Source organism: Catellatospora aurea (assembly GCF_042663325.1).
Taxonomy (GTDB): Bacteria; Actinomycetota; Actinomycetes; order Mycobacteriales; family Micromonosporaceae; genus Catellatospora; species Catellatospora aurea.
The window spans coordinates 1-15,408 of record NZ_JBHTAC010000076.1 but is presented as its reverse complement, the minus strand read 5'-3'; the positions used below and the strand labels follow the sequence as shown (position 1 = coordinate 15,408).

At 75.4% G+C, this 15,408-nt stretch carries 2 protein-coding genes; both read left to right on the top strand.

Annotated elements, in window-relative coordinates:
• Positions 1-14 precede the first annotated feature (14 nt).
• On the top strand, positions 15-9,305 hold the full coding sequence (locus ACFQO7_RS36860; protein ID WP_376810746.1) for an SDR family NAD(P)-dependent oxidoreductase: 9,291 nt from the start codon (positions 15-17) through the stop codon (positions 9,303-9,305).
• A gap of 18 nt (positions 9,306-9,323) precedes the next feature.
• Positions 9,324-15,408: type I polyketide synthase (locus tag ACFQO7_RS36855; protein WP_376810745.1), on the top strand; the 6,085-nt coding region annotated here is incomplete at its 3' end.

Here is a 15,408-nt window from a genome sequence, read left to right as displayed (position 1 = left end):
GGCCGGGTTACTGGGTGGAGCACGTACGGCGTCCGGTGCTGTTCGCCGACGCGGTCGGCACACTGGTCCAGGAGGGTGCGGCCACGCTGCTGGAGATCGGGCCGGACGCCGTGCTCACCGCGATGGCGTCCGCGTTCCTGCCGGACGGCGTCGCGGCGGTCGGCCTGCAGCGGCGCGACCGCGACGAGGCACGCGAGCTGCTCACCGCACTGGGCACGATCTTCACCCGGGGCGTCGAGGTGGACTGGCGGACGCTGCTGGCCACGACCGGCGGTGTCCGCGTGGATCTGCCGACGTACGCCTTCCAGCGGCAGGGGTTCTGGTACACCGACAGCCGGGCAGGGTCGGGGCTCACCTCGGCGGGGCTCGGGGTCGTGCGGCACCCGCTGCTCGGCGCGAGTGTCGAGCTGGCCGCCGGCGACGGGCTCGTCGTCACGGGGCGGCTGTCCCGGCAGAGCCACGGCTGGCTGGCCGACCACGAGATCCAGGGTGCCGCGCTGCTGCCGGGCACGGCGTACGCGGAGCTGGCGCTGTGGGCGGGGGAGCAGGCCGGCTGCCCCGTCGTGCAGGAGCTGACCATCGTCGCGCCGCTGGTCCTGCCCGCACAGGGCGCGGTGGTGCTGCAGCTCGCCGTCGCGGGGCGGCCGGAGGACGAGCGGCGCGAGTTCGCCGTCTACTCCCGACCGGACGGGCCGGACCTGCCCTGGGTCCGCCACGCCGAAGGCGTGCTGGCCGCCTCCGCAGACGACGCGCTCGCGGTGACCGGAGACGCCTGGCCACCCGGCGGGGCGCAGGAAATCGACCTCGACGACGTGTACGACCGCCTGACCGAGCACGGCTACGGCTACGGCGACGCCTTCCAGGGCCTGCGCCGGGTGTGGCGACGCGACGGCGACGTCTTCGCCGAGGTGGCCCTGCCCGCGTCGCAGCAGCCGAACGCGGCCTCCTACCTGCTGCACCCCGCCCTGCTCGACGCCGCCCTGCACCCGCTGCTGCCCGGGGTGACCGGCGACGACCGCCCGGCCGCGCTGCCGTTCACGTTCTCCGGGGTCCGCGTGCACGCCCCAGGGGCGGGCGCGCTGCGGGTCGCGTATACCTGGACCGGCCCCGAGACGGTGCGCCTGCACGCCGCCGACGCCCACGGCCTGCCGGTCGCCACCGTCGACGAGCTGCGCTGGCGTCCGGTCACCGGCGACGCGCCAGACCCGTCGCTGGGTGCGATGTACACGATCGCGCCGGTCCCGGTCACCACCGATTCGGCGGCCGCAGCGGCGATCACCAGCTGGGACGAGTACCTGGCCGATCCGGTCGGTGCCGCCGACACGGTGCTCTACCGGGTCACCGCCGATCAGGAGGCCGATCCCGCGAGCGCGGCGAAGGCCGCCGTCGCGGACACGCTCGCCGTCGTGCAGCAGTGGACGGCCGATCCCCGCGGCTCGCGGCTGGCGGTGCTGCTCGACGCCGCCGACGCGCTGCGGCTGTCCGGCGTACGCGGCCTGATCCGCACCGCCGCCACCGAGCACCCGGGCCGGTTCACGCTGGTCGTCACCGACGGCGGCGACCCGGCACGGCTGCCCGAGGCGCTGGCCACGGGGGAGACCGAGCTGCTGCTGACCCGGGACGGGGTGAGCGCGCCGCGCCTGGTGCGGGCCGCGCCGGGCACCGCCCCGACAGCCACCCCCGACCCGGCCGGCACCGTTCTGATCACCGGCGCGAGCGGCGCGCTCGGCGGCCTGCTGGCCCGCCACCTGGCCCGCGAGCACGGCGTACGCCACCTGCTGCTGCTCAGCCGCCGCGGCCCCGACGCCCCCGGCGCGGCCGAGCTGGCCGACGACCTGGCCGCGCTCGGCGCGAACCCGAGCATCGTCGCCTGCGACACCGCCGACCGGGACGCGCTCGCGCGGGTGCTGGCCGGGATCTCCGCCGACGCCCCGCTGACCGCGGTGATCCACGCGGCCGGGGTGCTCGACGACGGCGTGCTCGGCGCACTCACCCCGCAGCGCCTCGACCCGGTACTGAGGGCCAAGGTGGACGCCGCCTGGCACCTGCACGAACTCACCCGCGACCTGGGTCTCGCCCGGTTCGTGCTGTACTCCTCGATCTCCGGGATTATCGGCGCGGCCGGTCAGGCCTCCTACGCCGCCGCGAACACGTTCCTCGATGAACTGGCCGCCCAGCGGCATGCGGCGGGGCTGCCCGCGACCTCGCTGAGCTGGGGTCTGTGGGAGCAGTCCGGTGGCATGGCCGACGCGCTCGGCGCAGCCGACCTGGCCCGGATGGCCGCGAACGGCGTGCTGCCGCTGGCCCACGCGCCGGGCCTGGCGCTGTTCGACCAGGCCTGGCAGGACGACCGGCCGCACCTGGCACCGCTGCGGTTCGACGCCGCCGCGCTGCGCCGTCCGGGCGCGAGCGTGCCCGGACTGCTGCGCGCCCTGGTGCCGGTGCGGGCGCGCCGGGGCCGCGACGGCGACGGTCAGGCCGTGGCCCGGCGGCTGGCCGCGCTGCCCGAGCCCGAACGCGCCCGCGCGCTCGCCGACCCGGGGGTCGCCGAGGTCGCCGCGGTGCTCGGCCGCACCGACCCCGGCTCGATTGACCCGGCGCGGGCGTTCCGCGAGCTGGGCTTCGACTCGCTGACCTCGATCGAGCTGCGCAACCGGCTCGCCGCCGCGTCCGGGCTGCACCTGCCGACGACCCTGGTCTTCGACTACCCGTCCGCACACGAGCTGATCGGCTACGTGTCCGGCGAGCTGTCCGGCGGCACCGCCGCGCGACAGGCCGCACCGGCCGCCGCCGTCTCCGGCGACCCGATCGTGATCGTCGGCATGGCCTGCCGGTACCCGGGCGGGGTGGCCTCGCCCGCCGACCTGTGGCGGCTGGTCGCCGACGGCCGCGACGCGATCTCCGGCTTCCCGGTGAACCGGGGCTGGCCGGACGACATCTTCGACCCCGACCCGGAGCGCCCCGGCCGCACCTACGTGCGCGAGGGCGGCTTCCTGCACGAGGCCGACGAGTTCGACGCCGAGTTCTTCGGCATCTCGCCGCGCGAGGCCCTCGCCATGGACCCGCAGCAGCGGCTGCTGCTGGAGACCGTGTGGGAGACCTTCGAGAGCGCGGGCATCGACCCGGCGACGGTGCGCGGCAGCCAGACCGGCGTCTTCGCCGGGCTGATGTACCACGACTACGCCCCGCCGGTGCACCAGATGCCCGAGGAGCTGGAGGGCATCCTGCTCACCGGCAACACCGGCAGCGTGCTGTCGGGCCGGCTGGCGTACCAGTTCGGCCTGGTCGGTCCCGCCGTCACCGTGGACACGGCCTGCTCGTCGTCGCTGGTGGCGCTGCACCTGGCGGTCCAGGCGCTGCGCAGCGGCGAGTGTGACCTGGCGCTGGCCGGCGGTGTGACGGTCATGTCGTCGCCGGGCACGTTCGTCGAGTTCAGCCGCCAGCGCGGCCTGTCACCGGACGGGCGCTGCAAGGCGTTCTCGGCGCAGGCGGACGGCACCGGCTGGGCCGAGGGCGTCGGCATGCTGCTGGTCGAGCGGCTGTCGGACGCGCAGCGGCTGGGGCACCAGGTCCTCGCGGTGGTACGCGGCTCGGCGGTCAACCAGGACGGGGCGTCCAACGGGCTCACCGCACCCAACGGCCCCTCGCAGCAGCGAGTCATCCGCCAGGCGCTCGCCACGGCGGGACTGTCCACCTCGGACGTCGACCTGGTCGAGGCGCACGGCACCGGCACGAAGCTGGGCGACCCGATCGAGGCCGAGGCGCTGCTGGCCACGTACGGGCAGGACCGGCCCGGTGACCGGCCGCTGCGGCTGGGGTCGCTCAAGTCGAACATCGGCCACGCTCAGGCCGCCGCCGGGGTGGGCGGTGTGATCAAGGTGGTGCAGGCGCTGCGGCACGGCGTCATGCCCGCCACGCTGCACGCCGCCGAGCCGTCGCCGTTCGTGGACTGGTCGGCGGGCGCGGTCGAACTGCTCACCGAGGCACAGACCTGGCCCGACCTCGACCGGCCGCGACGGGCTGCCGTGTCGTCGTTCGGCATCAGCGGCACCAACGCCCACGTCATCATCGAGCAGGTCCCCGGCGCGGACCTGCCCGCCGAGCGGCCCACGACCGGGCAGGTGCCGGCACAGAAGCAGACGTCTGCGCAGCAGATTCCCGGGCCATCGGGTGCCGGGCAGCAGGAATCCGAGCGGCCGCGTGCCGAGCGGCCAGGTGCCGAGCCGACGGCCGGAGCCGTGCCACTGCCGGTGCCGGTCGTCCTGTCCGGACGGACCGAGCCCGCGCTGCGGGCGCAGGCGGCGCGGCTGCGCGACGCGGTGCTCGCCGAGCCGGTGGCGCTGCCGGACCTTGGCTGGTCCGCGCTCCACAGCCGGGCCCGGTTCGATCAGCGGGCCGTCGTGCTCGCCGCCGACGCCGAGCAGCTTGTCGCCGGGCTCACCGCGCTCGCCGAGGAGCAGGACGATCCGCGCGTCGTCACCGGCGGCGTGCTGCCGGGCACGGACCAGGTCGTGTTCGTGTTCCCGGGCCAGGGCGCGCAGTGGGACGAGATGGCGCAACGGCTGCTCGACGAGTCCCCGGTCTTCGCCGGCAGCATCGCCGACTGCGACCGGGCCCTGTCCGCGTACGTCGACTGGTCGCTGCTCGACGTGCTGCGCGGGGTCGAGGGCGCGCCGTCGCTGGAACGCGTCGACGTGGTGCAGCCGGTGCTGTTCGCGATGATGGTGTCGCTGGCCGCGCTGTGGCGCTCGTACGGTGTCCAGCCCGCCGCCGTCGTCGGGCACTCGCAGGGCGAGATCGCCGCGGCGCACGTCGCCGGGGCGCTCACCCTCGACGACGCGGCCCGGGTCGTCGCGCTGCGCAGCCAGGCCATCGGCGCGATCGCCGGGCAGGGCGGCATGATGTCGGTGCCGCTGAGCCTGGCCGCCGTGCAGGACCTGCTCGCGCCGTGGCAGCAGTCGATCTCCGTGGCGGCCGTCAACGGCCCCGCCTCGACGGTGGTCTCCGGCGAGGCCGGCCCGCTGCATGAGCTGCACGCCCAGCTCGTCGCCGACGGCGTACGCGCCCGGCTGGTCCCGGTCGACTACGCCTCGCACTCCGCGCACGTCGAGCGCATCGAGCAGCAGCTGCTGGAGCTACTGGCCCCGGTGCGCCCGCGCACCGCGCAGGTGCCGTTCTTCTCGACGGTCACCGCGAGCCTGCTGGACACCACCGAGCTGGACGCGGGCTACTGGTACCGCAACCTGCGCCGGACGGTGCGGCTGGAGGAGTCCGTCCGCGGGCTGCTCGCCACCCGGCACCGGGTCTTCGCCGAGATGAGCCCGCACCCGGTGCTCATCGTGGGCATCGAGGAGACCGCCGAGGCGGCCGGGGAGCGCATCGTCGCCGTCGGTTCGCTGCGCCGCCGGCAGGGCGGCCTGGACCAGTTCCTGACCAGCGCGGCGCGGCTGCACACGGCCGGCGTGCCGGTCGACTGGACACCCGCGTTCGGGACCGGCGCGCGGCGCGTGGACCTGCCCGTGTACGCGTTCCAGCGGCAGCGCTTCTGGCTGCGCGCGGCCACCGGCACGGGTGACATGGCCTCGGTCGGGCTGGCCGACGCCGCGCACCCGCTGCTCGGCGCGGCCGTCGAGCTGGCCGGCGGCGACGCCGTGCTGACCGGCCGGATCGGACTGCGGGCGCAGCCGTGGCTGGCCGGGCACGCCGTGTACGACACCGCGCTGCTGCCCGGGGCCGCGTTCGCCGAACTCGCCGTGCGGGCCGGCGACCAGGTGGGTTGCCCGCACGTCGAAGATCTGACGCTCTGGTCGCCGCTGCTGCTGCCCGCGTCCGGCGGCGTGCAGCTGCAGGTCACGGTCACCGGCTCGGGCGAGCGCCGGGAGCTGGCCGTGCACGCGCGCCGCGACGGCGAGCAGGAGTGGACCCGCCACGCGAGCGGGGTGCTCACCCAGGCGGCTCCGGCGGCTCCGGTCGGGCCGGGCGCGTGGCCGCCGCCGGGCGCCGTCGAGGTCGACCTGGACGGTGTGTACGAGCGGCTCACCGAGCACGGATACCAGTACCAGGGCGCGTTCACCGGCCTGCGCCGGGTGTGGACCGACGGCGACGACGTGCTCGCCGAGGTCGCACTGGCCGAGGGCCACCGCGCCGACGCGGACCGGTTCACGCTGCACCCGGCCCTGCTCGACGCCGCACTGCACCCGCTGCTGCCGGGCGTGGTGGGCGGCGGGCGGCCGCTGCTGCCGTTCGCCTGGACCAGGCTGACCGTGTACGCGGCCGGGGCGACCGAGCTGCGGGTGCGCCTGAGCATCAGCGAGGACGAGCAGGGCGCGACCGCGCGGCTGCTGCTCGCCGACACCACCGGCGCGGTCGTCGCCACCGTCGACGAGCTGACCCTGCGCCCGCTGACCCGCCAGGTGCTGGCCGGCGCCGCGACCGGCGGAGCACTGTACGAACTCGACTGGATCACGGTTCCGGTGGACGAGCACGCCGCCGGGGCGTACCCGATGATCGGTCCTGATCTTCTCGGTCTGCGGCCCGCAGCCGTGCACGCGGACCTCGCCGCCCTCGGCGCGGCCCTGGACGCGGGAGAGTCCGCGCCGGACGTGGTCCTGTGCTGCGCCGCCGCATCAGACTCGGGCGACATGCCTACGGCGGTGCGCGACGCCGCCTACGGCGTGCTCGACCTGGTCCAGGCCTGGCTGGCCGATGAGCGGTTCGCCCGGTCAAGGCTGGTCGTGGTCACCCGGCGCGCCATGGCGCGGGCGGGCGAGCGCGTCGGCGGCCTGCCGCACGCGGCCGTGTGGGGGCTGGTCCGCACCGCGCAGACCGAGAACCCGGACCGGTTCGTACTCGTCGACCTCGACGACCTGCCCGCGACGCCGCGGCTGCTCGCCGGGGCGCTCGCCACGGGCGAGCCGCAGCTGCTGCTGCGCGACGGTGCGGCCTTCGCGCCCCGGCTCACCCGGCCGAACCCCGGCGACGTGCTGCCGGTGCCCGAGGACAGCGCCGCCTACAAGCTGATCGTCGACGGCGGCACCCTGGAGAACCTGCGCTTCGTGCCCGCGCCGGAGGTGCTGGAACCGCTGGCCGAAGGCACGGTGCGGGTCTCCGTGCGGGCCGGTGGCCTCAACTTCCGCGACGTGCTCATCGGACTGGGCATGGTCGACCAGCGCCACGCGGTCATGGGCGCGGAGGGCGCGGGCGTGGTCGTCGAGGTCGGTCCCGGCGTCACCGACCTGGCCGTCGGCGACCGGGTGACCGGCTACTTCCCGGGCGCGTTCGCGCCGCTCGCGGTCGCCGACCGGCGGCTGCTGGCCCGGCTGCCCGACGGCTGGGGTTTCGCGCAGGCCGCGTCGGTGCCGGTGGTGTTCCTCACCGCCTACTACGGCCTGGTCGACCTGGGCCGGGTGCGGCCGGGGGAGAAGGTGCTGATCCACGCCGCGGCCGGTGGCGTCGGCATCGCCGCCGTGCAGCTCGCCCGGCACCTGGGCGCGGAGGTGTTCGGCACCGCCAGCCCCGGCAAGTGGAACACGCTGCGCGCCCTCGGCCTCGACGACGACCACATCGCCCACTCGCGCACCCTCGACTTCGGCGACCGGATCCGCGCCGTCACCGGCGGCCGGGGCGTCGACGTCGTGCTCAACTCGCTGGCCGACGAGTTCATCGACACGTCGCTGCGGCTGCTCGGCGACGGCGGCCGCTTCCTGGAGATGGGCAAGACCGACATCCGCGACACCGCGCAGGTCGAGGCCGCGCACCCCGGCGTGACCTACCGGGTGTACGACCTCACCGCGCTGGCCAGCACCGAGCCCGGCACCCCCGGGGCGATGCCCGAACGGATGCAGGAGATCCTCGTCGAGGTGCTGGCCCTGTTCGAGCAGGGGGTGCTCCAGCCGCTGCCGGTGACCACCTGGGACGTCCGGCACGCCGTCGAGGCGTTCCGCTTCCTGTCCCAGGCGCGCGGCACCGGCAAGGTCGTGCTGACCGTGCCCCGGCCGCTCGACCCCGCCGGCACCGTCCTGATCACCGGCGCGACCGGCGCGCTGGGCGCGCTGGCCGCCCGCCACCTCGTCACCGAGTACGGCGCCCGCCGGCTGCTGCTGGCCAGCAGGCGCGGCATCGACGCCCCGGGTGCGGCCGAGCTGCGTGACGAGCTGACCGGCCTCGGTGCGCACGTCACCGTCGCCGCCTGCGACGTCGCCGACCGCACGGCCCTGGCCGAGCTGCTGGCCGCGATCCCCGAGGCGCATCCGCTGACCGGGGTCGTGCACACGGCCGGCGTGCTCGACGACGGTGTCGTGGCGACGATGACCCGGGAGCAGTTCGAGAACGTGCTGCGCCCCAAGGCCGACGCCGCCTGGCACCTGCACGACCTCACCCGCGACGCCGACCTGTCCCTGTTCGTGCTGTACTCCTCCTTCGCCGGGCTGCTCGGCCAGGCCGGGCAGGCCGACTACGCCGCCGCGAACGCGTTCCTGGACGCGCTCGCCGCGCACCGCCGCGACCTCGGGCTGCCCGCGGTGTCCCTGGCCTGGGGCCTGTGGGCGCAGGCCAGCGGCATGACCGGGCACCTCGACGAGGTCGACCTGCGCCGGATGGCCCGCAGCGGCCTGCTGCCGCTGTCGAGCACCGAGGGCATGGCCGCGTTCGACGCCGCGCTCGCCCTCGGCCGGCCCGCCGCCGTGCCGACCCGCCTCGACCCGGCTGCCCTGCGCACCCAGGGCGAGAACCTCCCGGCGCTGCTGCGCGGGCTCGTCGCCGTCGCCACCCGGCGCGCGGCCGCGGGCCAGGCCGCCGCGCCGGGCGGATCGCTGGCCGACCGGCTGGCCGCCCTCACCGAACCCGACCGCCGACGCACCCTCGTCGACCTCGTACGCACGCAGGTCGCCACGGTGCTCGGCCACGCCGGACGCGACACCGTCGCCGCCGACCGGGCGCTCAAGGAACTCGGGTTCGACTCGCTGACCGCCGTCGAGCTGCGCAACCGGCTCAACGCCGCGACCGGCCTGCGGCTGCCCACCACCCTGGTCTTCGACCACCCGACCGCCGGGGAGATCGCGGTCTTCCTGCGCGAGCAGTTCACCCTCGGCGAGGTCGCCGCCGACGCGGCCGTGCTCGCCGACCTGGACCGCATCGGCGCGCTGCTGCGGTCCTCGCTCGGCGAGGGCGCCGCCCCGGACCGGATCGCCGGACGCCTGCAGGAACTGCTCGCGCTCTGCGCCACCGCCGACGCCCCGCAGACCGACGACGACCTGGACGCCGCGACCGACGACGAGCTGTTCGCGCTCGTCGACCAGCTGAGCTGAGCACATCGGAGCTGAGAGATGGCAGACGAGGACAAGCTTCGCGAATACCTCAAGCGCGCGGTCGCCGACGCCCGCGACGCGCGGCGACGGCTGCGCGAGATCGAGCAGCGACGCCGCGAGCCGATCGCGATCGTCGGCATGGCCTGCCGCTTCCCCGGCGAGGTCGACTCGCCGGAGCAGCTGTGGGACCTCGTCGCGGCCGGCGGCGACGCGATCGGGCCGTTCCCGGCCGACCGCGACTGGGACCTCGCCGGGCTGTTCGACGCCGACCCCGACGCGATCGGCAAGACGTACGCCCGCGAAGGCGGCTTCCTGCACGACGCCGCCGAGTTCGACGCGACCTTCTTCGGCATCTCGCCGCGCGAGGCGCTGGGCATGGATCCGCAGCAGCGGCTGCTGCTGGAGACCGCGTGGGAGGCGTTCGAGCGCGCCGGAATCGACCCCGACCGGGTACGCGGCGAGCGGGTCGGCGTGTTCGTCGGCGCGACCGACCAGGCGTACGGGCCGCGCATGCACGAAGCGGGCGAAGCCGTCGCGGGTCACCTGCTCACCGGCAACACCTCCAGCGTCGCGTCCGGGCGCATCGCGTACCAGCTCGGGCTCACCGGCCCGGCCGTCACCCTGGACACCGCCTGCTCGTCGTCGCTGGTCGCGCTGCACCTGGCCGCGCAGGCCCTGCGCAACGACGAGTGCACCATGGCCCTGGCCGGCGGGGTCATGGTGATGTCGACCCCGGGCACCTTCGTCGAGTTCAGCCGCCAGCGCGGCCTGTCGCCCAGCGGCCGCTGCCGCTCCTTCGCCGCCGCCGCCGACGGCACCGGCTGGTCGGAGGGCGCGGGACTGCTGCTCGTGGAGCGGCTGTCCGACGCCCGGCGGCTCGGCCACCGGGTGCTGGCCGTGATCCGGGGCAGCGCGGTCAACCAGGACGGGGCCTCCAACGGCCTCACCGCCCCCAACGGGCGCTCGCAGCAGCGGGTGATCCGCCAGGCGCTCGCCGACGCCGAACTGACCACGGCCGACGTCGACGCCGTGGAGGCGCACGGCACCGGCACGAAGCTGGGCGACCCGATCGAGGCGGAGGCGTTGCTGGCCACGTACGGGCAGGGCCGGGCCGAGGAGCGGCCGCTGTGGCTCGGCTCGGTGAAGTCGAACCTGGGCCACACCCAGCACGCCGCCGGGATCGCCGGGGTCATCAAGATGGTCCAGGCCCTGCGCGCCGAGGTGCTCCCGCAGACGCTGCACGTCGACGAGCCGAGCCCGTACGTGGACTGGTCCGCGGGCGGGGTGCGGCTGCTCACCGAGTCCCGTCCGTGGCCGGCCGGCGCTGTGCCGCGCCGGGCGGGCGTGTCGTCGTTCGGGGTCAGCGGCACCAATGCGCACCTGATCCTGGAGGAGGCCCCCGCCGACGTCGACTCGGACGACGCATCCACCGACGAACCCGCAGCTGGTCCCGCGCCCGCATCGGCCGCATCGCCGCCACCGGTGGACTGCGCGCTGGTGCCGTGGGTCCTGTCCGGACGGTCGCCCGGTGCGCTGCGTGCGCAGGCCGCGCGCCTCGCCACCGCGCTCGCCCCCGTGGACCGGCTGGATGCGGGCCTCTCGCTGGCCGCGACCCGCTCGGCCTTCGAACACCGGGCAGTCATCCTGTCCGCCGACCACGATGAGGCGCTGGCCGGGCTGGCCGCCCTCGCCGACGGCCGGTCCAGCACCGCCGCCGTCACCGGCGAGGCCGTGCCGGGCCGGTTGGGTCTGCTGTTCACGGGTCAGGGCGCGCAGCGGGCAGGCATGGGACTCGGCCTCCACGAGGCGTTCCCGGTATATGCGGCGGCGTTCGACGAGGTGTGCGCGGTCCTGGATCCGCTGCTGGGCCGTTCGTTGCGGGATGCGATCGCGTCTGGGGACGGGCTGGAGCAGACCGGGTTGACGCAGCCTGCGTTGTTCGCGGTGGAGGTGGCGCTGTTCCGGCTGGTCGAGTCGCTGGGTGTGACGCCGGGCTTTGTGGCGGGGCATTCGATCGGTGAGATCGCCGCCGCGCATGTGGCCGGGGTGTTGTCGCTGGCGGATGCGGCGACGTTGGTCGCGGCGCGGGGCCGGTTGATGCAGGCGCTGCCGTCGGGCGGCTCGATGGTGGCCGTGCGGGCCGCGCGCGAGCAGGTCACCGCGGCTCTGGCCGAGCTGGCCGAGCAGCATACGGGTCGGGTGGGCGGTGCCGCCGGCGACGATCCGGCGTCGGTGGTCGGCATCGCGGCGGTGAACGGCCCGGCATCCGTGGTCATCTCCGGCGACGAGCAGGCCGTGGACGCCGTGGTCGCCGCGCTGGGTGTGAGCGGGCGCAGGCTGGCGGTCAGCCACGCGTTCCACTCGCCACTGATGGAGCCGATGCTCGAAGAGTTCGAGCAGGTCGTGTCGGGGCTGCGGTTCAGCGTGCCGACGCTGCCGTTCGTGTCGACGGTGACCGGTGCCTTGGTCGACGCCGAGCAGCTGTGCCGCGCCGAGTACTGGGTGGAGCACGTGCGACGCCCAGTCCTGTTCGCCGACGCGGTCGGCGCGCTGGCCCGTGAGGGCGTGACCACGCTGCTGGAGATCGGACCCGACGGCATCCTGTCCGGACTGGTGCCCGACCTCGCACCCGACGCGGTCGCCGTGCCGCTGCTGCGCGCCGACCGCCCGGAGCCGCAGGCGGTCCTCACCGCACTGGCCGCGATCCACACCCGGGGCGCGGGCGTCGACTGGTCGGCGTACTTCGCCGGGACCGCGGCGCAGCGGATCGACCTGCCCACGTATGCGTTCCAGCGGCGGCGGTTCTGGGCGGGGCAGTCCGCCGCGCACGTCGCCGCCGATCCGGCCGACCGCGAGTTCTGGCAGATCGTGGAGCGCGAAGACCTGTCCGCCCTCGCCGACCTGGTCGGCCTCGACGGGACCGAGCTGGGCGCGGCCCTGCCCGCGCTCGCGGGCTGGCGTCGCCGCCGCCTCGGCCAGGCCGTCGCGGCGCAGTGGCGCTACCAGACCGTGTGGCAGCCGCAGCCCGCCCCGGCACCGGCCACGATCACCGGAGAATGGCTCGTCGTCGCGGACGACGACTTCGCCGCCGAGGCACAGCAGGCCGTCCGCGCGCTGTCGGCCCGGGGCGCGGACGCCAGGATCGCCGACGCGGTCACCGCGACGGCCGCCGGGGTGCTCCTGCTCGGCCGGTCACCGCTGCCGTCGCTCGCCGAGACCCAGGCCTCGACCTGGACGCTGAGCCGGGGCGCGGTCGCGGTCACCGGCGCCGAGCGGCCCGAACCCGCCGGGCTCCAGTTGTGGGCGCAGGCGCAGGAACTCGCCTGGCAGGACCTGCCGCACTGGCGGGGCATCGTCGACCTGGCCCCGGACCTCGACGAGCCCGGCTGGCTCCGGCTCGTCGACCTGCTCGCCGCCGCCACCGAGTCGCAGTACGCGCAACGCGCCGACGGGGTGTACGCACCTCGCCTGCACACCGCATCCGCCGGGAGCCGGCCCGCGTGGACACCGCGGGGCACCGTGCTGCTGTCCGGGGCCGAGACCCCCGCCGCCGCGCTGCTGACCGGCTGGCTCGCCGCGGCCGGAGCCGAGGTCGCGGCGGTCGCCGCCGGGGACCTCGACGCCGCCGCGACCGTGCTCGCCACCCGCCGGGTGACCGCCGTCGTGCACGTCAACCACGACCCGGCCACCGGCCCCGCCATGATGTGGCTGCTCGACGAACTGACCCGGGGCCGCGACCTCGACGCGTACGTGCTGCTCTCCTCGGCGACGACACTGTTCGGCGGCCCGGGCCAGGCCGCGCACGCCGGGCTGCGGCTGCACGCCGACGCCCTCGCCCAGCGCCGCCGCGCCGACGGCCTGCCCGCCGTCTCCGTCGCGTGGGGACTGTGGGACGGGGCCGAGCTGGAGCCCGCGGCGGGGTTCCGGCCCATGGCCGCCGAACCGGCCCTGCTCGCCCTGGCCGACGCCGCGACGCAGGCGCCCGCCTGCGCGGTGATCGCCGACATCGACTGGCCACGCGTCGCCGGGGCGGTGCCCGTCTCCGTCCGGTCGCTCGTCGCCGACCTGCCACAGGTCCGCGAACTGGAGCCCGAGGACGGTGTCATGGCGGGCGGCGAATTGCGCCGGCGGCTGGCCGGACTCGGCCCGCAGGACCGCGACCGGGCACTGCTCGGCCTCGTCCTCGACCAGGTCGCGCTGGTGCTCGGCTACCCGGGCACCGACCGGCTCGGCGGCCGCCAGGCGTTCACGGAGCTGGGCCTGAACTCGCTCACCGCGGTCGAGCTGCGCAACCGGCTCGCCGCGGCGACCGGGCTGACCCTGCCCGCGACCCTGGTCTTCGACCACCCGAACCCCCAGGCGGTCGCGCACTACTTGGGCGCCGAGCTGTTCAGCGCCGCGCCCGCCACGACGGTGACCGCCCGGCAGGCCGCCGACGCGGACGAGCCGATCGCGATCGTGGGCATGGCGTGCCGCTTCCCCGGCGACGTCGCCTCGCCTGAGGACCTGTGGGACCTGGTCGTCACCGGCCGCGACGCGATCGGCGGCTTCCCGGTCGACCGTGGCTGGGACGTCGAGGGGCTCTACGATCCCGATCCGGACGCGGCCGGGCGGACGTATGCGCGCGACGGCGGCTTCCTCTACGGCGCGGCCGAGTTCGACGCGGCCTTCTTCGGCATCTCGCCGCGCGAGGCGCTGGCCATGGATCCGCAGCAGCGGCTGCTGCTGGAGACGGCGTGGGAGGCGTTCGAGCGGGCCGGGATCGACCCGGAGACGGTACGCGGCACCGAGATCGGCGTGTTCGCGGGCGGCAACGGCACCGACTACGCCTCGATGATGACCCGGGCGCCGGAGGGCGTCGACGGCTACCTGATGACCGGCACGGCGTCCAGCGTCGTCGCGGGGCGCATCTCGTACACGTTCGGGTTCACCGGGCCCGCCATGACCATCGACACTGCCTGCTCGTCGTCGCTGGTGGCACTGCACCTGGCCGCGCAGGCGCTGCGCAACGGCGAGTGCCACATGGCGCTGGCCGGCGGCGTGACCGTGATGTCGACCCCGGGCACGTTCATCGAGTTCAGCCGCCAGCGCGGGTTGTCGCCGGACGGGCGGTGCAAGGCGTTCTCGGCGGAGGCCGACGGGACCGGTTGGGCTGAGGGTGTGGGGATGCTGCTGGTGGAGCGGCTGTCGGACGCCCGGCGGCTGGGACACCGGGTGCTCGCGGTGGTACGGGGTTCGGCGGTGAACCAGGACGGGGCGTCGAACGGGTTGACCGCGCCGAACGGTCCTTCGCAGCAGCGGGTGATCCGGCAGGCGCTGTCCTCGGCGGGACTGTCCACCTCAGATGTGGACCTGGTCGAGGCGCATGGCACCGGGACGCGGCTCGGGGACCCGATCGAGGCCGAGGCGCTGCTGGCGACGTATGGGCAGGGCCGTTCGGCGGACCGGCCGCTGTGGCTGGGGTCGTTGAAGTCGAACATCGGGCACGCGCAGGCGGCCGCCGGTGTCGGCGGCGTGATCAAGGTGGTGCAGGCGCTGCGGCACGGGGTCATGCCGCGGACGCTGCACGCGGAGAACCGGTCGCCGTTCGTGGACTGGTCGGCGGGCGCGGTCGAGCTGCTGACCGAGGCGAAGCAGTGGCCTGACCTGGACCGGCCCCGCCGGGCGGCGGTGTCGTCCTTCGGCGCCAGCGGCACGAACACCCACGTGATCATCGAGCAGGCCCCCGAACCCGACCCGGTGACGCCGCCGACAGGCGGCACCGGCACCGTGGCGTGGGCGTTGTCCGCGAAGGCCGACACCGCTCTGCGCGACCAGGCACGGGCGCTGCTCGCTGCCGTCGATCCCAGCGACCGCGAAACGAACCCCGCCGTGCTTCCTGCCGACGCCTTCGCGATCGCAGCGGTGCTGGCCCGTCGCTCCGCTTTCGATCAACGCGCTGTCGTGCTCGGTGATGACCTCGCCGAGCTGACTGCGGGCCTGTCCGCCCTCGCCTCCGGCAGCGACGCCCCCGGCCTGGTCATCGACGCGGTGACAGGGGGTCGGCTCGGCCTGCTGTTCACGGGTCAGGGTGCGCAGCGTTCGGGTATGGGGCTGGGCCTTT